22 protein-coding genes and 1 tRNA gene are annotated in these 20893 nt (G+C 69.2%); 7 read left to right on the plus strand and 16 right to left on the minus strand.

Annotated features, from left to right (window positions below; genetic code table 11):
* The 3 genes from EFK10_RS30630 to EFK10_RS30635 all read right to left on the minus strand — a co-directional run.
* The coding region (locus tag EFK10_RS30630) for a ParB/RepB/Spo0J family partition protein (protein WP_127358910.1) at positions 1-1050 on the minus strand (1050 nt) is incomplete at its 3' end.
* 168 nt (positions 1051-1218) lie between these two features.
* Positions 1219-1395, minus strand: a complete 177-nt coding sequence (locus EFK10_RS47900) for a hypothetical protein (protein ID WP_164836210.1) — start codon at positions 1393-1395, stop codon at positions 1219-1221.
* 173 nt (positions 1396-1568) lie between these two features.
* Positions 1569-1802: a hypothetical protein gene (locus EFK10_RS30635; protein ID WP_127358911.1), complete on the minus strand. Its 234-nt coding sequence runs from the start codon at positions 1800-1802 to the stop codon at positions 1569-1571.
* 344 nt (positions 1803-2146) lie between these two features.
* Here EFK10_RS30635 and EFK10_RS30640 point away from each other — a divergent pair, with 344 nt between their 5' ends.
* Positions 2147-2965 (plus strand): helix-turn-helix domain-containing protein, encoded by an 819-nt coding sequence (locus tag EFK10_RS30640; protein WP_127358912.1) that lies wholly within the window; start codon positions 2147-2149, stop codon positions 2963-2965.
* A gap of 17 nt (positions 2966-2982) precedes the next feature.
* On the opposite strand, the gene EFK10_RS30645 is transcribed toward EFK10_RS30640, so the two are convergent.
* Complete coding sequence (locus EFK10_RS30645) at positions 2983-3942, minus strand: recombinase zinc beta ribbon domain-containing protein (RefSeq protein ID WP_164836211.1); 960 nt, start codon at positions 3940-3942, stop codon at positions 2983-2985.
* 37 nt (positions 3943-3979) lie between these two features.
* Positions 3980-4261, minus strand: coding sequence for a helix-turn-helix domain-containing protein (locus tag EFK10_RS30650; protein WP_240677572.1), 282 nt, complete (start codon positions 4259-4261; stop codon positions 3980-3982).
* A gap of 95 nt (positions 4262-4356) precedes the next feature.
* Between EFK10_RS30650 and EFK10_RS30655 the strand changes: the two genes are divergently transcribed.
* Complete coding sequence (locus tag EFK10_RS30655) at positions 4357-5922, plus strand: site-specific integrase (protein ID WP_164836212.1); 1566 nt, start codon at positions 4357-4359, stop codon at positions 5920-5922.
* Between the two features lie 97 nt (positions 5923-6019).
* Here the strand turns inward: EFK10_RS30655 and EFK10_RS30660 are convergent.
* Positions 6020-6092 (minus strand) — tRNA-Thr (locus EFK10_RS30660).
* 212 nt (positions 6093-6304) lie between these two features.
* Here EFK10_RS30660 and EFK10_RS30665 point away from each other — a divergent pair.
* The 3 genes from EFK10_RS30665 to EFK10_RS30675 all read left to right on the plus strand — a co-directional run bounded on the left by EFK10_RS30665 (position 6305) and on the right by EFK10_RS30675 (position 8814).
* Positions 6305-7423, plus strand: coding sequence for an ABC transporter ATP-binding protein (locus tag EFK10_RS30665; RefSeq protein WP_127358915.1), 1119 nt, complete (start codon positions 6305-6307; stop codon positions 7421-7423).
* 218 nt (positions 7424-7641) lie between these two features.
* Positions 7642-8052 carry a hypothetical protein gene (locus tag EFK10_RS30670; protein ID WP_127358916.1) on the plus strand — a complete coding sequence of 137 codons (411 nt, stop codon included), beginning with the start codon at positions 7642-7644 and terminating at the stop codon, positions 8050-8052.
* A gap of 33 nt (positions 8053-8085) precedes the next feature.
* Entirely contained in the window at positions 8086-8814 is a 729-nt protein-coding gene (locus tag EFK10_RS30675) for a nucleotidyltransferase family protein (RefSeq protein ID WP_127358917.1), read from the plus strand.
* A 91-nt stretch (positions 8815-8905) separates the two neighbouring features.
* On the opposite strand, the gene EFK10_RS30680 is transcribed toward EFK10_RS30675, so the two are convergent.
* From EFK10_RS30680 to EFK10_RS30705, 6 genes are all read right to left on the minus strand, one after another.
* Positions 8906-10411, minus strand: coding sequence for a DoxX family protein (locus EFK10_RS30680; RefSeq protein ID WP_407647185.1), 1506 nt, complete (start codon positions 10409-10411; stop codon positions 8906-8908).
* A gap of 159 nt (positions 10412-10570) precedes the next feature.
* A complete protein-coding gene (gene rlmB, locus EFK10_RS30685) occupies positions 10571-11527 on the minus strand; it encodes a 23S rRNA (guanosine(2251)-2'-O)-methyltransferase RlmB (protein ID WP_127358919.1) in 957 nt (318 codons plus the stop codon).
* A gap of 65 nt (positions 11528-11592) precedes the next feature.
* Positions 11593-12993: a cysteine--tRNA ligase gene (gene cysS / locus EFK10_RS30690; protein ID WP_127358920.1), complete on the minus strand. Its 1401-nt coding sequence runs from the start codon at positions 12991-12993 to the stop codon at positions 11593-11595.
* Positions 12994-13080: 87 nt separating this feature from the next.
* Positions 13081-13560 carry a 2-C-methyl-D-erythritol 2,4-cyclodiphosphate synthase gene (gene ispF, locus EFK10_RS30695; protein ID WP_127358921.1) on the minus strand — a complete coding sequence of 160 codons (480 nt, stop codon included), beginning with the start codon at positions 13558-13560 and terminating at the stop codon, positions 13081-13083.
* A gap of 99 nt (positions 13561-13659) precedes the next feature.
* Positions 13660-14391 carry a 2-C-methyl-D-erythritol 4-phosphate cytidylyltransferase gene (gene ispD / locus EFK10_RS30700; protein WP_127358922.1) on the minus strand — a complete coding sequence of 244 codons (732 nt, stop codon included), beginning with the start codon at positions 14389-14391 and terminating at the stop codon, positions 13660-13662.
* Between the two features lie 157 nt (positions 14392-14548).
* Positions 14549-15031, minus strand: a complete 483-nt coding sequence (locus EFK10_RS30705) for a CarD family transcriptional regulator (RefSeq protein WP_033174074.1) — start codon at positions 15029-15031, stop codon at positions 14549-14551.
* Between the two features lie 544 nt (positions 15032-15575).
* Here EFK10_RS30705 and EFK10_RS47905 point away from each other — a divergent pair.
* On the plus strand, positions 15576-16205 hold the full coding sequence (locus tag EFK10_RS47905) for a DUF461 domain-containing protein (protein ID WP_164836213.1): 630 nt from the start codon (positions 15576-15578) through the stop codon (positions 16203-16205).
* Between the two features lie 30 nt (positions 16206-16235).
* On the opposite strand, the gene EFK10_RS30720 is transcribed toward EFK10_RS47905, so the two are convergent.
* Positions 16236-16916, minus strand: coding sequence for a response regulator transcription factor (locus EFK10_RS30720; protein ID WP_127358923.1), 681 nt, complete (start codon positions 16914-16916; stop codon positions 16236-16238).
* Positions 16913-18166, minus strand: a complete 1254-nt coding sequence (locus EFK10_RS30725) for a sensor histidine kinase (RefSeq protein WP_127358924.1) — start codon at positions 18164-18166, stop codon at positions 16913-16915. Before EFK10_RS30725 ends, EFK10_RS30720 begins: the two co-directional genes overlap by 4 nt.
* Positions 18167-18379: 213 nt before the next feature.
* Here EFK10_RS30725 and phoU point away from each other — a divergent pair, with 213 nt between their 5' ends.
* The gene (phoU, locus tag EFK10_RS30730; RefSeq protein ID WP_127358925.1) at positions 18380-19066 is read left to right on the plus strand and encodes a phosphate signaling complex protein PhoU; all 687 of its coding nucleotides are present in this window, start codon (positions 18380-18382) and stop codon (positions 19064-19066) included.
* Between the two features lie 327 nt (positions 19067-19393).
* Here phoU and EFK10_RS30735 read toward each other — a convergent pair whose 3' ends face one another.
* Both EFK10_RS30735 and EFK10_RS30740 read right to left on the minus strand, forming a co-directional pair.
* A complete protein-coding gene (locus tag EFK10_RS30735; protein WP_127358935.1) occupies positions 19394-20128 on the minus strand; it encodes a class I SAM-dependent methyltransferase in 735 nt (244 codons plus the stop codon).
* 195 nt (positions 20129-20323) lie between these two features.
* A complete protein-coding gene (locus EFK10_RS30740) occupies positions 20324-20761 on the minus strand; it encodes a hypothetical protein (RefSeq protein ID WP_127358926.1) in 438 nt (145 codons plus the stop codon).
* Positions 20762-20893: the final 132 nt, after the last annotated feature.

A 20893-nucleotide genomic window follows, 5' to 3' on the forward strand; every position in this document is an offset into this window, starting at 1 on the left:
AGCCGGCTTGGCGGCGCTGCGCTTGACCGGCGGAGCGGGCTTGGGCTTGGCCGGGGCGGCGGCCTCGGCCGGGGTGGCGGGCTTGGCCGGGGCGGCGGCCTCGGCCGGGGTGGCGGGCTTGGCCGGGTCGGCGGGGGCGGAGGCGTCGGCGTTGACGATGATCTCGCGGGCCTCGGCGTGCGCCTTGGCCTGCCGCAGGTTGAAGCGGGCCTTCTGCACCGCGTCGGCCACGCGGTCCATCTGCTCCAGGCGGGCGAGGACTTCGCCCTCCAGGGCCTGGGCGAGCTTCATCGGGTCGGCCTTGGCCAGTTCCTCCAGCAGGCCCCGCACCCGCTCGACGGTGTCGAGCTTGTTGCGGGTGGCGGTGCGCTCGCGCTGCCGCTTCTCGCGCTCCTCCGCGCTCAGGTCCTCCACGATCAGCGCGAAGGTCTGGTTCTGCTGCTGGCCCAGCGCGTAGGCGAAGTGCACCAGCTCGTTGTCGCCGGCGAAGGCGCCCTTGGCCCACTTCTTCATGACCGCCGCCTGGTTGCCCGGGGTCAGGGACGCGATCTGCACGGCGGCCTGGGTGCCGATGGCACCGGAGTTGACGTGCTGCTGGACTTCCTCGGTGAGGTTGAGCAGGGCCAGACGCAGGTTCACGTACTGGGTGGTCTTGCCGAACTCCTTGGCGACGGCGCCCACTTCGGCGCCCTCCTGGTCGTCCAGGATGCGGCGGAACGCCTTGGCTTCCTCCAGCGGCGTCATGTCGGCGCGGTTGATGTTCTCGGCGACCGACCGCTTGAACCGCTCCAGGGTGGTCAGGTCGTCGTCGGTGATGATGCACTTGATCTGGGTGATCCCGGCGAGCTCGTGGGCGCGCCAGCGGCGCTCGCCCGCGACGATCTCGTAGCCGCCGGCCTCGCGGTCGCGGCGGACCTCGATCGGCTGCATGAGGCCGAACCGCTTGATGGAGTCGGCCAGCTCCTGCAGGGCCACCGGCTCGAAGAACTCGCGGGGCTGACGCTCGTTGCGGTGGATCTTGCCGGTTGCGATGGTCCGGATCGTCGTCACGGTTACTCCAAGAGGCGGGTCGGGCCGGGGGCCGCTCCCCCTTCCCTGCTCCTCTTATCTTAGCAAATCTGGGGGTGTGGGGCCAGATTTTCCGGGACATTTTCCCAGGTCAGGGCATGTGTAGGGGCGGACACCAGCCAGTGCCCGCCCCGACGATGTGGGGGTTGTTCAGCTCGTCTGCACCAGCGCCACCACGTCACTGTGCGGATCATCCTGCGGCTCCTGCTCGATCACCACGGCCAGGATGCGCAGCACCGCGCTCGCCTCCTGGGCACCCAGTGTGCGGCGGCCCGACTGCTCGGCCTCCAGCATGCGTCTGTGGATGCGTGCCGGATCGATTCCCACCTAGACCCTCCCTGTGAGGCGGGATCCCCCCCGCCCTCGGTTTGCTGTGTCCAACACCAGCCGACGCGCGTGATGACGCGCGGCCAGCTCCCTGCAACCGGCTTCGAGTCCGCCGGCCTGTCGCAGGCGCCGGGGGTGGGGGCCCCGGCGCCCGGACAATCACCGCTGGCGGACTACCAGGTGGTGTCGTCAGGCTCGACCTGGCCGTGGCCGTGGCCGCCGTCGGCGTCGGCACCGTTCACGGAAACGTTGTCGGCACGAACGGACCAGGTCGTGTCGGCCGGAACCGACCAGGTCGTGTCCGCAGCGTGGACCGGACGGGGCTGCGCGTGCAGCGACCCGGCGACGAGACCCAGTACAGCAAGTACGCCAGCAGCGACGATGCGGATGGTTCGGGAAATAGCCACGGGAATCCCCTGCGATTTGGACATTGTTGACAGGCGGGCTGCGCGCAGGAGCGGCGGCGGCTATCAGCCGCCTGGCCTAAGACTTCGGCATATGCGTCATGCACGCGCCACTGGCGCAACCCTGTAGGGGCCTTGTGAAAAGATCAAGGAACCCCAACACGGGACTTTCACCACACGCACAATTCAGAGGTTGTTAGGTGGCACAACTACCCGACCTGCCCGATCTGTCGGAACCGACGGTAACGGCTTATCAGCGCATACTCGACGGCGATCCTGTACCTCCGGGCACTCCCGGATTGGACAGCTTGCTGGCCACTGGTCTCGTAGCGGACTGGGAGCCAGGCGTGCTCAGCGCCATCGAGCCCCGACACCGGGCATTACCGATGATCGACGAGATCCACACCCACCTGGAGGCGCTGACCGCGTACACGGGCGCCTTACCAGCATTCCTGGCGACCCTTCGGGACCGCTTCGAGGCGACCCGCACCTCGCACGAGTCGATCCAGCACCTGGCCGGCCGCGAGCTGATCAACGAGCACATCGCCCGCGAACACGGCGCCGCCCGAAAGGAGATCGTCTCCGCCCAGCCCGGCAACCGCACCGCCGACGACCTGGCGTACTCCTTCGAGCGTGACCGCGCCGCCCTCAAGCAGGGCGTGTCGATGCGCACGATCTACCACAGCTCGGTCCGCCGCGTCGCCACGGTCGGCAACTGGGCCAAGGAAATGGCCGCCGCCGGCGGGGAGATCCGCACCGTCAACGGCCGCTTCCCGCGCAGCATCATCTTCGACCGCCGCGTGGCCTTCGTGCCCGTGCACACTGCCGAGGGCGAGCCGCCCGCCGACGAGGCCGTCATGATCTCCAACCCGCTGGCGGTGGCGGGGATCTCCGCGGTCTTCGACCTGTTCTGGGAGCGCGCCGAACCCTGGCTCAGCCCAACCCACGGCAAGGACACGGGCCTGACCACCACCGCCACCCAGCGGGCAATCCTGCGCGAACTGTGCCTGGGCCGCACACAGGCGCAGGCCGCGAAGAACCTCGGTATCAGCTCGGCCTGGGTCAACAACCAGTTGGGGGAGCTTCGCACGAACCTCGACATGAAAACCCTGAACGAGGTCATCTACTGGTGGGGGAAGTCGCCCGACCACGACGTGCAGGACTGACGCCCCTGGCGCACTGCCTACGCGGCAGTAGCGGTGCGCCAGGTCAGCGTGACCCGGTCGTCCACGTCCCGCACCCCGCGGGCCCGCGCCGGATGCACCTCGACCTTGTCCAGCAGCAGCACCACCAGGGCCCGCCTGGAGCGGAACGGCGCGTGCTGCCACCAGCGGGCCAGGTCCTCGACGCCGCCCAACGGCACCTCCACGGCCTGCTCCAGGTACCGCAGGCGCGAGCGGGCCTGCTTCAACATCTCGCTGATGCGCCGGTCGGCGGCAACGAACGCATCCCGGGAGACCTGGCCTTGGGCGTAGGGCTCGGCCAACTCCCCGCGCGACCCCTCCAGGTCGGCGATCTGCGCACGCAGCTGATCCGCACCGGCCTCGATGCCGGTGCGGGCTACTTCCAGCGCCGCATGTGCTCCTGGCCGCAGCAGTTCACCGAGAACGTGCTCGGCGACGTGTTCCTCGAGGAGGGAGGCGGTGATGCGGACCTTGCCGCAGCCGCCGCGCCCCTCGAAGCTGGTCTGGCAGCGGTAGGAGGGCGTCTTGGCGCTGGTCCGTCCTCCGGCCATGCGCTGCCCGCACTCGCCGCACACGGCCAGTCCGCCCGCCAGGAGGTAGTCGTGGTCGGGTTCGCGGCCCTCCGGGCTTCGGACGCTGCCACGCCGGCCGGGGCGCTGCTGCAGCCACCGGAACTCCTCCGGTGTGATCAGCGCCTCCCGGCCGGTCTCGCGTAGCTCGCCCGTGGCGGGGTCCCGCTCCATGCCGGCGATCGCCGGATTGTCCAGCAGGCGGCCGAGCGTCATGGTGGTCCACTCGCCGCCCATGGTGCCCCGATGACCCTCGGCCGTCATCCAGGCCGCGACCTCGGCCTGCGACTGTCCGGCGCGGATACGGCCCACGGCCTCACGCACAACGTGCCGCTCCTGCGCGCGCACGCGCGTCAGGGCTTGATTGTCGAAGCCGTACAAGCGCGGCATGCCACCGATCCCCATCCAACTCAATGGCCCGCAGACGTCATTGTCGCAGCGAGCCGATCCCCAGCGCCTCCCACAGGGCTGCCGTGGGAATGCGTACCGTGCTCCCCATCGTCAACGTCCGTACAGGGAACTGCCCGGCCTTGATCAGGTCGTACGCCTTGTTGTGCCCGATGCCCAGCGCGCGGGCCGCGGTCACGACGTTGACCGTCGCGGGCAGTGCCAGGACCTCGTCCAGGCTCATCCCGCGCTGATCGGCGGCCGGAGTGCTCGTTGTCGCCATGTCGTTGTCGCGTTTCTCCCCCGCGCCAACATGTGCCACACCATACCGGACAGTAGCGGAAGGGGCAGCCTTCCCCGGCCACGTTAGGGAAGAATGTGCGCCCACAGTGACAACCAGGCGTAGGGGTGGGGACGGTGTTTGAAGATAAGACGTACAAGCGGTGCGCCTGCAGGGGCCCGCTGGTGGACAAGGACGGCAAGCCCGTCCTGGACGATGACGGCAAGCAGAAGATCGGCTACCTGGAGAAGGCCTGCCCCAAGCTCAAGCAGCGCGACCACGCGTCCTGGTACTACTCCATCGAGCTGCCGCCCGGCCCGGACGGTAAGCGCCGCCCCCGGGCGAAGCAGGGCGGCTTCCGCACGAAGAAGGACGCGGCCACCGAGGCCGAGAGGGTGTGGAGGCTGGCTCAGGACGGTGTCGACGTCCTCAGCGAGGAAACCGTGGCGGACTACCTGCGCCGCTGGTTCGCCAAGCGCGTCGACCTCAAGCGGTCCACCCGCACCGGATACGAGGACTACATCGAGCGGGTCTTCATCCCCTACCTGGGCGAGATCAAGCTGCTGTCGCTGCGCACCCGCCACGTCCAGGCGATGTTCGAGAAACTGTGGGCCGACAACGAGGTCCACGCAGAAAACCACGCCAAGGCGCACCAAGCCCTCGCGGCCGAACGCGCCGCCCACACCGCTTGGAAGAACTGCCAGGAGCGGCCACGGCCCACGCAGTTGCGCCAGGCGTGGCAGGACGCCAAGGCCGCCTTGAAGAAAGCCCGCGCCCAGCCCACGCATGTGACCGGCCCCGGCACGCAGGTGAAGATGCTCAACACTCTCTCCGGCGCCCTGGACGACGCCGTGAAGGAGAAGCTGATCTCCGAGAACTGGACGAAGCACGTCGTCCTGCCGAAGTACATCCGCCCCAAGCCGGTCCTGTGGACACCGGCCCGGATCGCCGCGTGGCGCCAGAGCGGTGAGAAGCCCGGCAAGGTCATGGTGTGGATGCCCGAGCAGACAGGCGAGTTCCTGGACGCTGTCGCCGGGCACCGCCTGTATCCGATGTTCCACCTGATGGTCTTCCGGGGGCTGCGCCGCGGCGAGGCCGCCGGCCTTCCGTGGGCGGAGACCGACCTGACGCAGGGCACCGTCCACATCAGTGAGCAGCTGGTGTCCGCCGCGTACGACGTGTGGGAGGACACCCCCAAGAGTGAGAGCGGCGAGCGGACGATCAAGCTGGACTCGGAGACGTGGAAGCTGCTGGAGCTGTGGCGCGATCGGCAGGCCAAGGAGCGTGCCGACTGGGAGGAGGCCGCCAAGGTCTGGAAGCGCACGGGCCTGGTGTTCACCTGGGAGGACGGTCGCGCGTACCACCCGGAGCACCTGTCGCAGACGTTCTCGCGCCTGGTGAAGAGGCTCGGTCTGCCGCCGGTGCGGCTGCACGACCTGCGGCACTGCGCGGCGACGCTGTCCCTGGCCGCAGGGCTGCACATGAAGTCCATCCAGACGCTGCTGGGGCACGGCTCCTACGCGCTGACCGCTGACACGTACACCTCGGTGCTGCCGCAGTTCGAGGAAGCCCAGGCCGAGGCGCCGCTTGCTCTGGTTCCGCGCAAGTCGCCGGCGCAGCGGGACGTCGACCAGGAGCCGGAGGCGAAGGCCGACGTTCCCCTAGAGGATGCTGCCGACGTTCCCACGAAGGACGCCGCCTGACGGCGCGTTCCCATTTCGTTCCCATTGAAGCCAAACAGGCCCCTCGGAGATCAACTCCGGGGGGCCTGTTCGATGCTCCGACGCAGGTCAGAGGGGGAGCCGCCTGTCGGATTCGAACCGACGACCTTCGCTTTACAAGAGCGGTGCTCTACCAGCTGAGCTAAGGCGGCATGGCAGGCCGTCCACGTTCATGGGCGACCGCCAGGAAGCAGTGTACCCAGGGGGTGGAGGGGGGAAGGTCGGAAATTCGTCAGGGCGGAGCTGCTGACAAGGGGATGGTCGGGCGGGTAGCGTCACCGGAAGTCCATGATTTCTGGACTAGACCTCATTCCTTTACTCGGATCGTCCGGCACGTTCCTGCCGGTGAAGGGAACGCATCAGTATGGCCACTGTCACGTTCGACAAGGCGACCCGGATATACCCGGGCTCCGAGAAGCCCGCTGTGGACGGCTTGCAGATCGACGTAGGCGACGGGGAGTTCCTCGTCCTCGTCGGCCCGTCCGGTTGCGGCAAGTCCACCTCACTGCGCATGCTCGCCGGTCTGGAGGACGTCAACGCCGGCGCGATCCGTATCGGTGAGCGCGACGTCACGCACCTGCCGCCGAAGGACCGGGACATCGCGATGGTGTTCCAGAACTACGCGCTGTACCCGCACATGACCGTCGCGGACAACATGGGCTTCGCGCTCAAGATCGCCGGCGTCAACAAGGCGGAGATCCGCAAGCGGGTCGAGGAAGCCGCGAAGATCCTGGACCTCACGGAGTACCTGGCGCGGAAGCCGAAGGCGCTGTCCGGTGGTCAGCGGCAGCGTGTGGCGATGGGCCGCGCGATCGTGCGTGAGCCGCAGGTGTTCCTCATGGACGAGCCCCTGTCGAACCTCGACGCCAAGCTGCGTGTGCAGACGCGTACGCAGATCGCCTCGCTGCAGCGCCGGCTGGGCGTCACGACGGTGTACGTCACCCACGACCAGGTCGAGGCCATGACGATGGGCGACCGCGTCGCGGTGCTCAAGGACGGTCTGCTGCAGCAGGTCGACACCCCGCGCAGCATGTACGACCGGCCGGCCAACCTCTTCGTCGCGGGCTTCATCGGCTCCCCGGCGATGAACCTGGTCGAGGTGCCGATCGTCGACGGCGGCGCGAAGTTCGGCAACTCGATCGTGAGCGTGGACCGCGACGCGATCAAGGCGGCGGCTGACAAGGGCGACACCACCGTGACGGTCGGCGTCCGCCCGGAGCACTTCGACATCGTCAACGGCGAGGCCAAGTCCCTCACCAAGGACGAGCCGGCGGGCCTCGCGGTCACCGTCAACGTCGTCGAGGAGCTCGGCGCCGACGGTTACGTCTACGGCTCCGCCCAGGTCGGCGGCGAGCACAAGGACCTGGTCATCCGGGTCGGCGGCCGCGAGATCCCGGAGAAGGGCGCGGTGCTGCACGTGGTGCCGCGCGGCGGTGAGACGCACGTCTTCTCGACCTCGACCGGCGAGCGGCTCAGCGACTGACAGCTCGGCGGTGTTCGTCACCTCCGGCTGACGCGTACGGCCCGGTCCTCCTCCGTGGAGGGCCGGGCCGTACGCGTTGGGAGCTGTCGACAAATACCCTCACACGTCGGCCTTTCGAGCATGTTCGTCAACCCGCCCCAAACGGATTACGCGGATTTCGTCACTCGTCAGAGTGGCTAAATGTCGCCAAATCATTACTCCTCGCTACCATCACTGCCGTGAACCAGGTAGCCAGCCGCATCGGCAAGACACTCGCTCTCGTCCTCCCGGTCGTCCTCGTACTCTCCGGGACCCTCGCCGTCACCCGCGTCCCGTGGGCAACGTCGGCATCCGAGGCTCAGACCCTCACCGCCGCACATCCGCAGGCGGCGGACGCCACTCGGTCCGCCCCGCAGGAGGTACTGCGCCGCCGACTGCTCACCGAGCTCCAGGAGAGGAGCCCGGGCGTCGCGCTCACCAGCCTCCAGCGGGAGATGGCCGAACGGCCCTCGCTCGCCCAGTACTGCACCTCCATCGCCCGCTCGCTCGGCCGTGCCGCGGCCGCCCGTTACGGCTCCCAGCGCGCCCAGAGCTGGTCGCGGCCGGTGTGCGACACCGCCTTTGCCACCGGCGTTGCCTCAGTCGGCTGACCCCGGGCCGTGGGCTCACGTAGGGTGCGCTTCATGACAGGACCGCTCCCTTCCGTCACCCAGGCCGTCCTCCTCGCCGGAGGACAGGGTTCGCGACTGCGGCCCTATACCGATACCCGCCCCAAGCCGATGATCGAGATCCCGGGCACCGGGACACCGATCATCGGCCACCAACTCGCATGGCTGGCCGCCGAGGGCGTCACCGACGCCGTAGTCTCGTGCGGCCACCTTGCTGAGGTCCTCCAGGACTGGCTGGCCGCGACCGAACTGCCGCTCCGGGTCACGACGGTCGTCGAGACCGAGCCGCTCGGGCGAGGCGGCGGCCTCAAGTACGCCGCGAAGACGCTGCCGCGGCCCGATGAGCCCTGGTACGCCACGAACGGTGACATCTGGACGCGCTTCTCGCTGCGCGAGATGGCCGCCTTCCACTACGAGCGGGCCGCGACCGCAACGCTCGCCCTGGCCCGCCCCCGGATCCCCTGGGGCGCCGTCGAGACCAACGAGTTCGGCCATGTCCTCGACTTCGTCGAGTCGCCGCCTTCGCCCTTCCTGATCAACGCCGGGGTGTACGTCTTCGACCCCGAATTCACCGATCTGCTCCCCGAGCGTGGCGACCACGAGCGCACCACCTTCCCCCAACTGGCAAGGGAACGGCGCCTGGCGGGCTACCCGCTGCCCCAGGGGGCCTACTGGCGCGCGATCGACACCGTGAAGGACCTGACCGAGGCCGCAAAGGAACTGGCCGCCCAGCCGCCGCTGTAGCACCGCAGGGGACGCAAAAGCCGGGTGGGCCGGAACGATTGTTCAGGCCCACCCGGCTTTTCGCGCTTGCGGCCTCTTATCCGGATGCGGCTCAAGCCATGCCGCTGGGAGCGGTGTCGCGCGGCGCGCCGGGCATGCCCAGCAGCCAGCCGGAGGTCTCGCCGCTGCCGAGGAGTCCGCCGAGGGCGCCGCCGCTGTCGGACGAGCCGCCACCGGTGCTGCCGCTGCCGCCACCGGTGGTCGGCGTCGGGGCGGCGGTGTGGGTCGGCCGGGGCTGGGTGGAGGGGACGGAATGGGACGGGGTGGTGCCGGAACCGCCCCCGGCACCGGTGTGCTGCGAAGCGGAACCGGTCGGCGCCGAGGACGCGCCGGTGGTGGCGGAGGGCGAGGACGGCGAGGCCGATGGGGAGGCGCCGGCGGAGTGCGAGGCGGACGGCGAGCCGGACGAACTGCCGCTGGCCTCGCCGGAGACCTCCGGGAGCGGCGAGCCGTCCTGGTGGTTGGTGGGCAGGTCGGTCGGACCGGGCAGGTCGGTACGCGTCGCGGTGGACCGTACGGCCGCGCCCAGCGTCGAGCCGACCACCAGGGTCAGACCGACCAGCACGGTCGCCAGCGCCATGCCGCGGCGCAGCACGCGGCGGCGCAGGTCCCACAGGTGCGCCCGGGGGCCGAGGCGGCGCCAGGCCTCACCGGCGAGGCGGCCGTCGACCGAGTAGACCGGGGCGCCGGCGATGACCAGCGGGCTCCACGCGGCAAGGTAGATGATGTCCGGCGCGTCGTACGCCGGAAGGGTCCGCCAGCTCACGGTGACCAGCAGCGCGACGGACAGCATCGCGCCGATGGAGGCCGCCACCCGCTGCCACAGGCCGCAGACCGTCAGCACGCCGGCGATCACCTGGAGGAAGGCGATGGTCAGCCCGGCGCCCACCGGGTGCCCGAGGGCGAGGTTGCGCAACGGCTCGGCGGCGGCCCAGGGGTGCAGGGACGCGAGCCAGGTGACCATCGAGCCGCGCTTGCCACCGTCGAAGTAGACGGGGTCGCAGAGCTTGCCCATGCCGGCGTAGATCGAGATGAAGCCGAGGAAGATACGCAGCGGCAGCAGCACGATCCCGAGATTCATCCGGCGACCCGGATACCAGGCGTGCTTCACCGGGTCCGCGTGCCTGGCCCTGCCCCCACCGCCGCCCCCGAACTCCTCGTCCGGGGCATCGAATTCGTCGTCGAAAGCGCCGTGTGCCGGACGCATCCCGCCCAGCATCTCGCCGGGCGCCAGCCCGGACGGTGGCCTGCGCGGCCCGGCGACCGTCGGGTGCGGCTGCGTCTGCGCCTGCGCCTGCTCGTACGCATACTCGTCGATCCGCGGCAATACCTGCGTCGTCGCCCCGGCGGGCTCCCCGACGTTCTGCATCACCTGCGTCTGCGTCTGCGACACGACATGCGTACGCCGCTGCGCGGCCGCCGACGGTCGCACAGCGCTCGGGATGAGCGGGACGCGCTGGTTCCGCTGCAGCGCACGGGCCGACATCGCCCCCAGTTCTACGCGGAAGCTCGCGTGACTGACGATGACCTGGGCCGGATCGGAGTGCACCTTCACCATGCTGAGCACGGGCTCGTCCGGTGCCGCCGACGACCGTCCCCCGGGAGGAGTGCGGGCTGTTCTGGTGTCCACGCTCATCTAACCGAGTGACACCCGATTAGGACACTGCCTGACGGGTCCGACATGTCGGAGCCCCGTCAAGGAAGCCGACGCGACGCGCTACGCCCGCCGACGCGCCGCCTCGTACAGCACGATCCCCGCCGCCACACCGGCGTTGAGCGACTCCGCGCCACCCGGCATCGGGATCCGGACCAGGACGTCACACGTCTCACCGACCAGCCGGGAGAGGCCCTTGCCCTCGGAGCCGGCGACGATCACAACCGGACCGGCGAGGGCGTCGAGTTCGTGGAGCTCGACGTCACCGTCGGCGGCGAGACCGACGACCGTGAGGCCGGCCTTCTGGTAGGCCTCGAGCACCCGCGTCAGGTTGGTGGCGCGGGCCACGGACACGCGGGCGGCGGCGCCGGCGGAGGTCTTCCAGGCACCGGCGGTCATGCCGGCGGCGCGGCGTTCGGGGACCACGACGCCGTGGCCGGCGAAGGCGGCGACGGAGCGGACGACGGCGCCGAGGTTGCGGGGGTCGGTGACGCCGTCGAGGGCGACGATGAGGGGGTCCTCGTGGACGTCGGAGGCGGCGGCGACCAGGTCCTCGGGGTGCGCGTACTCGTAGGGCGGGATCTGGAGGACCAGGCCCTGGTGGTTGAGGCCGTTGGTGATGCGGTCCAGTTCGGGCCGCGGGGCCTCCATCAGCGGGACGCCGCGCTCAGTGGCGAGCTTGATGGCCTCGCGGACGCGGTCGTCGCTGTCGATGTATTGCTGGACGTAGACCGCCGTCGCCGGGATGTCCGCGCGCAGCGCCTCGACCACCGGGTTACGGCCGGCGACCAGCTCGGAGGTGGACTTGGAGCCGCGCCCGGACGGGCGGCGCGACTGCGCGGAGGAGGCGCGCTTGGCGGCGGCGTTGGCGATGCGGTTCTTCTTGTGCCCCTTGCGGGCGTCGGCGGGCGGGGTCGGGCCCCGGCCTTCCAGGCCCTTGCGCCGCTGGCCACCGCTGCCGACTGTCGCGCCCTTCTTGTTGGACGTGCGGCGGTTCCTGCGCTGGCTGTTCCCGGCCATGGGTTACCCAATCTCTTACTGCTCGGCACTGCTCAGAAATAAGTACGTATGTATGCAAGGGTCCCTCAGCGCGAGCCGAGGGACCACCGCGCACCGTTCGGGGTGTCCGTGATGTCCAGCCCGGACTGCTGCAGCTGGTCGCGGATGGCGTCGGCCGTCGCGTAGTCCTTGCGCGCCCGCGCCGCCTGCCGCTGCTCCAACACGAGTCGTACGAGGGAGTCCACGACCCCGTGCAGATCCGCGCTGCGCTCGCCGTCCCCGCACGACCAGCGCTCGTCGAGCGGGTCGAGGCCCAGCACACCCAGCATGGCCCGCACCTCGGAGAGGCGGGCGACCGCGGTCTCCTTGTCGTCGGCGCTCAGAGCCGAATTGCCCTGCCGGACCGCGGTGTGCACGATCGCCAGCGCCTGCGGCACGCTCAGGTCGTCGTCCATCGCCTCCGCGAAGGCCGGCGGCACCTCAGCCGCCGGCTCGACATGGCCCGCCTTCTCGACCACGCGCTGGACGAAGCCCTCGATGCGCGCGAACGCCGACTCCGCCTCGCGCAGCGAGTCCTCGCTGTACTCGATCATCGAGCGGTAGTGCGGGGTGCCGAGGTAGTAGCGCAGTACGATCGGCCGCCAGCGCTTGGTCATCTCGCTCACCAGCACCGAGTTGCCGAGCGACTTGCTCATCTTCTCGCCGCTCATGGTGACCCAGGCGTTGTGCACCCAGTACGCCGCGAAGTCGTCGCCGAAGGCCTTCGCCTGGGCGATCTCGTTCTCGTGGTGCGGGAAGATCAGGTCGATGCCGCCGCCGTGGATGTCGAAGGCGCTGCCCAGGTACTTGTGGGCCATCGCCGAGCACTCCAGGTGCCAGCCCGGCCGGCCACGGCCCCAAGGGGTCTCCCAGCTCGGCTCGCCGGGCTTGGCCGACTTCCACATCGCGAAGTCGCGCGGGTCGCGCTTGCCGGTCTCGCCCTCGCCGGAGGGCTGGAGGAGGTTGTCCAGCTCCTGGTTCGACAGCGAGAGGTAGTCGTCGTACGAGCGCACGTCGAAGTAGACGTTGCCGTCGGCGGCGTAGGCGTGGCCGCGCGCGATGAGTTCGCGCATCATCTCGATCATCTCGGGGATGTGCCCGGTGGCGCGCGGCTCGTACGACGGCGGCAGGCAGCCGAGCGCGTCGTAGCCGGAGTTGAAGGCCCGCTCGTTCTCGTAGCCGATGGACCACCACGGGCGGCCCTGCTCGGCCGACTTCGCGATGATCTTGTCGTCGATGTCGGTGACGTTGCGGATGAAGGTCACGTCGTAGCCGCGGTACGCGAACCACCGGCGCATGATGTCGAAGTTGAGGTTCGACCGGACGTGTCCGATGTGCGGGGCCGCCTGCACGGTGGCGCCACACAGGTAGATCGAGACGCAGCCCGGCACGAGCGGGATGAAGTCACGGACCTGGCGCGCGTTGGTGTCGTACAGGCGAATAGTCACGCATCAAGGGTAGTGGCCCGAAGTGGGTGGCGTGGTCGTGTGGTAGCGCGCTTCACGCTCTTGTGACGGTCGAGTCACCCGGACGTGTCACGTACGGAGCACGAGAGCCGTCGCCACCGCCGCCAGGCCCTCCTCGCGGCCGGTGAAACCGAGGCCGTCCGTGGTCGCGCCGGACACCGAGACCGGGGCGCCGACGGCGGTCGAGAGCACCTTTTGGGCCTCTTCGCGGCGCTTGCCGATTTTCGGGCGTACGCCCACGACCTGGACCGCCACATTGCCGATCTCGAACCCCGCCTCGCGCACGATCCGGGCCGCCTCCGTGAGCAACGTCACACCCGACGCCCCGGCCCACTCCGGGCGTCCGGTGCCGAAGTGCGCCCCGAGGTCGCCGAGCCCGGCGGCGGAGAACAGCGCGTTGCAGGCGGCGTGCGCGACCACGTCGGCGTCGGAGTGCCCGGCGAGGCCGTCGCCCTCGCCCTCCCAGAGCAGCCCGGCGACCCACAGCTCGCGGCCGGGCCCGAAGGCGTGGATGTCGGTGCCGATGCCGACTCGTGGGATGCCGGTCACTGGCCCCTCCGCTCCTTTGCGCCCTCGATCGGCCCGACGGACAGAGTTCTGCGCAGCCGTCCGAAGCCTGCGAAGCAGTGCGAGGGCGGCAATGAGAGGTTAGAAAACATCTGCGGCCCTCCGGCGGGCGAGTACGGCCTCGGCCAATACGAGGTCCAGGGGGCGGGTGACCTTGAAGGCCTCTTCGTGGCCGGGGACGACCAGGACCTGGATGCCGAGCTGCTCGACCATGCCGGCGTCGTCCGTGACGTCCGAGGTGATCGTGGCGTGGGCCTTGACCAGGGTGGCGCGGTCGAAGCCCTGCGGGGTCTGGACGGCGCGCAGCAGGGCGCGTTCGGGGGTGCCGACGACGGCGTCGGTGGCCGGGTCGATCTCCTTGACGGTGTCCGCGAGCGGCAGCCCGGGGACGACGGCGGGAGCGCCGTCGCGTACGGCGGCGGCCACCGCCTCGACCATCTCGACCGGCACCAGAGGGCGGGCCGCGTCGTGGACGAGGACGACATCGATACCGTCGGGAAGCGCGGCCAGGCCGAGCCGCACCGATTCCTGGCGGGTCTCCCCGCCGGCGACGATCTTTATGTCCTTGGCCTCGGGCAGCCCGTGGCTGTCCAGCAGCGCGCTGACCTCGGCGACTCCGTCCGGCGGGGCGACCACGACGACCAGCGAGACCGCGCGGGCGTGGGTCATGGCCCGTACGGCGTGGACCAGGATCGGGATGCCGCCCAGCGTGCGCAGCGCCTTGGGTGCACCGGGGCCGAGCCGGACTCCGCGTCCGGCGGCGGGAATGACCGCTGCGGTACTCAGGTTTGTGTCCTTGGCCGAAGTGGGTATCGCCTCAACGTGCCGGGCCGTACGGCCTCGCGGGACCCTTCCGTGAATCCCGCGTGGTCAGCTGCCCGGTCGTGTACAGGCATCAAAGCATGCAGTACACAAGCATGCCGCAGTGCCCGGCGTGCGTATCGCACCGGGCACCGCGGCATATCGCGCGTCAGGACGCGAGGACCTCGTCGAGGAGCGCCTCGGCCTTGTCCTCGTTGGTGTTCTCAGCGAGTGCGAGCTCGCTCACCAGGATCTGGCGGGCCTTGGCGAGCATGCGCTTCTCGCCGGCCGACAGCCCACGCTCTCGCTCACGACGCCACAGATCGCGGACAACCTCAGCGACCTTGATGACGTCGCCCGAGGCGAGCTTCTCCAGATTTGCCTTGTAGCGGCGGGACCAGTTGGTCGGCTCCTCGGTGTACGGCGCGCGCAGTACTTCGAAGACCCGGTCAAGTCCCTCCTGACCAACCACGTCACGCACGCCGACGAACTCCGCATTGTCCGCGGGCACACGTACCGTCAAGTCGCCCTGGGCGACCTTGAGCACCAAGTAGGTCTTGTCCACGCCTTTGATCTGGCGGATTTCGATAGCCTCGATCAGCGCGGCCCCGTGATGGGGATAGACCACGGTGTCGCCAACCTTGAACGTCATGTGACAGGTACCCCTTCCGTGGCTATCCATGCTAACACGGGAACGGCTGGTTCTGAATGGCGTTTTCGCAGGTCAGGGCATATCTCGGGGCTTGACAAGTGCGGCCGGGACGTGCTGGAGGTAGCTCGCTTCACGAGGAATTCGCAGGTCGGAGCGGGTGTGCGGGGAGGGTGAAACGCCCCCGTTACACGTTCCCGGGAGGCTTGAACAGAGACAGAACGTCCAGTTTTGTCCATCCCCTGCGAGTGGACAACCGCTACTCCGTTCGGACCTCAGGGGCTTCGGTGATCCAATTTCGTACGACTTTGGATTTCCTGCCGCCGGACGGCCGTTAAATCGATCTTGTCGGCGTGGCGAGAATCGTTCGGTGGAATCCCGGAATGGATTCCCGGAAGGGCGTACGCGAAGTGCCGACGGGGCCGCGCGGGTGAGGGCGCCTCGCCGAAGGGTGGCCCGGTGCGGGCGCGCGGTGGCGGCTCGGTAACCTAAGGCCGCTGTCAGTAAGTCCCGTAACTCCGTACCTGCCCAAGGAGATGCCGCCGCCGTGAGCAGCAGCCTTCGACGCGGCGCCCTCGCCGCCTCCGCCCTAGCGCTCTCGATCGCCCCGCTCGCCGCCTGTGGCGCCGGTAACAACGCAGAGACGCTTCAGGTCAAGCCCGACAACGCCGCGACCACCGTCGGCGACATCCAGGTCGTCAACGCTGTCGTCCTCACCCAGGCCGACGCCGCCGGCGACTCCACGGTCTCGGCTCGCGTCTTCAACAACGGTGACCAGAAGCAGACCATCGAGATGGTCACCGTCGGAACCCAGAACGCCGCCCTCAGCGACAAGGACAGCGGCCAGACCATCACCGTCCCGGCCCACGACTCCGTGCTGCTCGGAGGCAAGGGCAACCCGGCCGCGACCGTCCCGAACAACACCGAGGCCAAGCGCGACGGCGACTTCCAGAAGGTCACCTTCGTCCTCAGCAGCACCGGCGCCGTCTCCGTCCAGGCCCTGGTCCGCCCGGCCACCGGCTACCTGGCCTCCTTCGGCCCCACGGGCGCCGCCTCCGCCTCGCCGTCGGCCTCCACCAGCGCCTCGCCCAGCACATCGGCCTCGGCGTCCTCGACCGCCACCACGAGCGTGTCCGCCTCCACAACCACGTCCGCGTCGGCCACCAAGAAGGGCTGACCGACGCGGAGGGCTCTACGACCTGCCGGTTTACGGCTCGAACTTGTAGCCCAGGCCCCGCACTGTCACCAGGTAGCGCGGGGCACCCGGGTCGGGCTCGATCTTGGCGCGGAGGCGCTTGACGTGGACGTCGAGCGTCTTCGTGTCGCCGACGTAGTCCGCGCCCCAGACGCGGTCGATGAGCTGCATCCGGGTCAGGACGCGCCCGGCGTTGCGCAGCAGCATCTCGAGCAGGTCGAACTCCTTGAGCGGGAGGTCCACCTTGCCGCCGCCGACCGTGACGACGTGGCGATCGACGTCCATACGGACCGGGCCGGCTTCCAGGGCGGCCGGGGAGATCTCCTCGGGCTCGCCGCGGCGACGCAGTACGGCCCGGATCCGGGCGACGAGTTCACGTGAGGAGAAGGGCTTCGTGACGTAGTCGTCCGCTCCTATTTCCAGGCCGACAACCTTGTCGATCTCGCTGTCCTTGGCGGTCACCATGATCACCGGGACATTGGACTTGAGCCGCAGCTGGCGGCAGACCTCGGTGCCGGGCAGGCCCGGCAGCATCAGGTCGAGGAGTACCAGGTCGGCGCCGTTGCGTTCGAACTCGTCCAGCGCGTCGGGCCCGGTCGCCGAGACGGCGACTTCGAAGCCCTCCTTGCGGAGCATGTACGACAGCGCGTCGCTGAAGGATTCTTCGTCCTCGACGACGAGTACACGGGTCACGGAAGGACCTCCGGGGCAGGGATGTGATCAGGGAACGTCTCGTAGAGCTGGTCGTCGTCCTCGAACTCGGTGTCCGTGGCGATGACCCGGTCGCGCGCGGCGATCCCGGCCTCCGGGAGTCGCAGGGTGAAGGTGGAGCCCTGACCTTCGGCGCTCCACACCGTGACCTCCCCGCCGTGCGAGGCGGCCACGTGTTTGACGATGGACAGACCGAGTCCGGTGCCGCCCGTCTGACGCGAACGCGCCGGGTCGACCCGGTAGAACCGCTCGAAGATGCGGTCCCGGTCCTTCTCGGAGATACCGATGCCCTGGTCGGTCACGGAGATCTCGATGAGATCGCCGCCGGGCGCGGCGATCCTACGCCCCGCTATCCCTACGCGGGTGCGGACCGGGCTGTAGTTGACCGCGTTCTCGACGAGATTGCCGAGCGCGGCCGCGAGCTGGCCCCGGTTGCCCCAGATCTTGAGATCGGGGCCGCCGCCGGTGGCCATGGTGATCTGCTTGGCGTTCGCCTGGTGGCGGCAGCGATCCACCGCCTCGGTGACCAGGTCGTCGACCGGGACCGCCTCGGCGTCGTCCAGCGGGCTGTCGTCCTGGACCCGGGAGAGGTCGATGATCTCCTGGACCAGGCTGGTCAGCCGCGCTGCCTCGTGCTGCATCCGCCCCGCGAAGCGGATGACCGCCTCGGGGTCCTCGCTCGCGTCCATCACCGCTTCGGAGAGCAGCGACAGCGCGCCGACCGGCGTCTTCAGCTCATGGCTGACGTTCGCGACGAAGTCGCGTCGTACGGCCTCGATCCGCCGGGCCTCGGTCAGGTCCTCCACCAGCAGGAGCACCAGCCGGGAGCCCAGCGGGGCCACCCGGGCCGAGACCGCCAGTCCCTCGCCGCGACCCGCGCCGCGGCGCGGTAGCTCCAGCTCGACCTGCCGTATCTCGCCATCCCGCCGGGTTTCGCGGGCCATCTGCAGCATCTGGTCGACGGCCAGCCGGCCGCCTCGTACCAGCCCGAGGGCGTACGCCGCCGAGCTTGCCTTGACCACCGTGTCGCCCTCGTCGAGGACGACCGCCGAGGAGCGGAGCACGGACAGAACCGTGTCCACCCCCGGCGGCAGCACGGCGTCGGTGTGCAGGGAGGTGCGGGTGGGGCGGGCTTGTTCCCGCTCGCTCCAGCGGAACGCGAGCATCGCGATCACACCGGTCATCAGACCGGCGATCGCTGCTGCTGCGGCGACTGCCGCGTTCACGTCCATGCCATCAAGACTAGGCGGAGGATTCGCCCTGCCCACAGCCATGCGGGCGGGTTCTCGAACAGGCGTTGCCAAGAGTTCACTGTGGTGTCAGTAGTGGTTCATTCCGGATGCCCGGCCGGTACGCGTTCGGCCATGAGCGTGGGAGCGTGGAGGATAGGCCCCATGTACGACTAGTCGTACGAAGTGTTCACGGACGGAAGGACAGCGACAGCGATGCGGGACGCATACCACGAGGAGCTCGACTCGATCGGTGACGGACTGGTCGAGATGGCCCGGCTGGTCGGCTCGGCGATCGGACGGGCCACTACCGCCTTGCTCGACGCCGACCTGAAGATCGCGGAGAGCGTGATCGCTGCCGACGAGAAGGTGGACGACCTGCAGCGCGACCTGGAGAACCGGGCCGTCACCCTCCTGGCCCGCCAGCAGCCGGTGGCCACCGACCTACGGATCGTCGTGACCTCGCTCCGTATGAGCGCGGACCTGGAGCGCTCCGGCGACCTGGCCCGGCACGTCGCCAAGCTCGCCCGGCTGCGCTTCCCGGGGACCGCCGTCCCCCATGATCTGCACAGCACCATCCTGGAGATGGGGCAGCTCGCGCAGCGGCTGATGGCGAAGGCGGCCGAGGTCATCGTGACCAAGGACATCGACGACGCGCTCCAGTTGGAGCAGGACGACGACCGTATGGACGAGCTCCACCGCGCTCTCTTCCAGCACCTCCTCGACGACCGCTGGAAGCACGGCATCGAGACCGCCGTCGACGTCACCCTCGTCGGCCGCTACTACGAGCGCTTCGCCGACCACGCCGTCTCCGTCGCCAAGCGCGTCGTCTTTCTCGTCACCGGCGAGCACGCCGACGAGCTCACCCCGCCCGCCACCCCCATCACATCTGAGCCGGCGTGACGCTTTGTGCCTCTATGCGCCCTTGATGCGCCCACCCCGGGCCGCGTTCACTGGACCAGAGGCACCGAGCCGAGGAGGGTAACGATGCATAAATCCCCCACCCCGCCGACCAACCGAGACCAGCCGTCACTTGAACAGGGCCCGCAGCCCGTTATGACACAGCTGCCCATACTCGGAGCGTGCGGCTGCGGCTCGGGCTGTGGGTGCGGCTGCCAAGCCGGCGGCGCCTGCCGCTGCGGCGGTTGCAGCTGCTGACACACCTCCGCCTGAGCATTCTCACTACCCGCGAGGGCCCGTCCGCCTCACCCCGGACGGGCTTTCGTCCTGTCAGACCTTCTCGTAGACCGATACGTGACTGCGGCTCGCACCGGTGAACGGGCTGCGGTCCCAGTCGTCGTAGCGCTCCCGCAGCCGCATACCGGCCAGCTGTGCCATCAGGTCCAGCTCACTGGGCCAGCAGTACCGCAGCCGCAGCGGCCGCATCGTGGTGCCCTCGGCGTCAACCGTCACCCGCTGGTAGGTGACCGCCTGCTCCACCGGGTCGTGCAGCAGGAACTCCAAGGCCACGGCGTCCTCGGACAGGGCACGCGTCGCGACTCGCTGGCCGCGGTCGAACTCTGTCACGTCCTGGATGAAGCACTCGATGACGAACACGCCACCCGGCTCGAGGACCTTCACGACATTGCGGAAGCAGTCCACCTGACGCGCCTGACTGGGCAGGTTGAACAGGGTGTTGAACACCAGGTAAGCCAACTGGAAAGTGCCCCTCACCCCCACATCGGCCATATCACCGACAACCGTGGGGATCGACGACCCGCCAGGTTTCGCCCGCATCCGCTCCACCATCGCCGCCGAACCCTCGATGCCCTCAACATCGATGCCACGCTCAGCCAGTGGAATCGCCACCCTGCCGGTTCCGATCGCCAACTCCAGCACCCGCCCGCCGTCCGGAACCAGGCCGGCCAGGAACTCGACCGCCGGCGCGGGGTCGAGGGTGGTCCGCTCGTCGTACTCGTGCGCGTAACGATCGCCGAAAAACGCCGGGTCATTGAGTCCACTCATGCCCGAGGACCCAACCAGCCAGCGCCCCGCGGCGCCACCGATTTCGGTGGCACCGCAGGTCGGCCGCCGCACGGCGCTCGCCCTCCACGACCCGGCGGATGTCGCGGGGTTCACAGCGGATCGGCCCGGTCGGACCTCAGCGGTGGTGCTGTGGGGAGCGCTAAGGACCGGCTGTGGCTGAGGAGACCAAAGACCTCACGTCTCCTTCAGGAGACTGACGGTCCGGGTGATGCCCGCCCCCTGCGGGCGCGTGACGGTGACGTTCGTGGTCCAGCTGTCTGTTTCCGCGGCGTTGTCGGGGTTCTTGCATGTGATGGTGACTTCTATGGCAGCCCCCTTCTTGGGGACCTTCGTGAGCTTCACGCCAGAGTACGTGCCCGCGGCCGCGTTTACCGCGGCGGCGTTCACAGTTTCTTGACCGGACGCGAACTCCACCGCAGTCGGGTTGAAATCCTCATTGACTGGATCGCAGCCCACCTTTCCCTTGACCTCGACCGTCGCCTTCTTCGGATCGGCGGCCGCGTTTTGCGCCGTGGTGGCTGTCACTACGGGAAAGGCGAGTGCCAGTGCGGCCAGGGTTGCTATGGCGCCGCGAGAGACATTCGGCTTGCCCCTGATGCTCCGAACAGTCATTTCAACCTCACATTGAGCTGCTTCGCGACGGCGGAATCGCATGCATGCGATACTGGCTCGCTTGCGTGCAGGGTGCCGTCACGTCGGTTGATGCGCCTGCCACTGAGGGCCGCGCCCGACCTCACATCTCTG

Origin of the sequence: Streptomyces soli (assembly GCF_003999195.1) — a bacterium.
Taxonomy (GTDB): Bacteria; Actinomycetota; Actinomycetes; order Streptomycetales; family Streptomycetaceae; genus Actinacidiphila; species Actinacidiphila soli.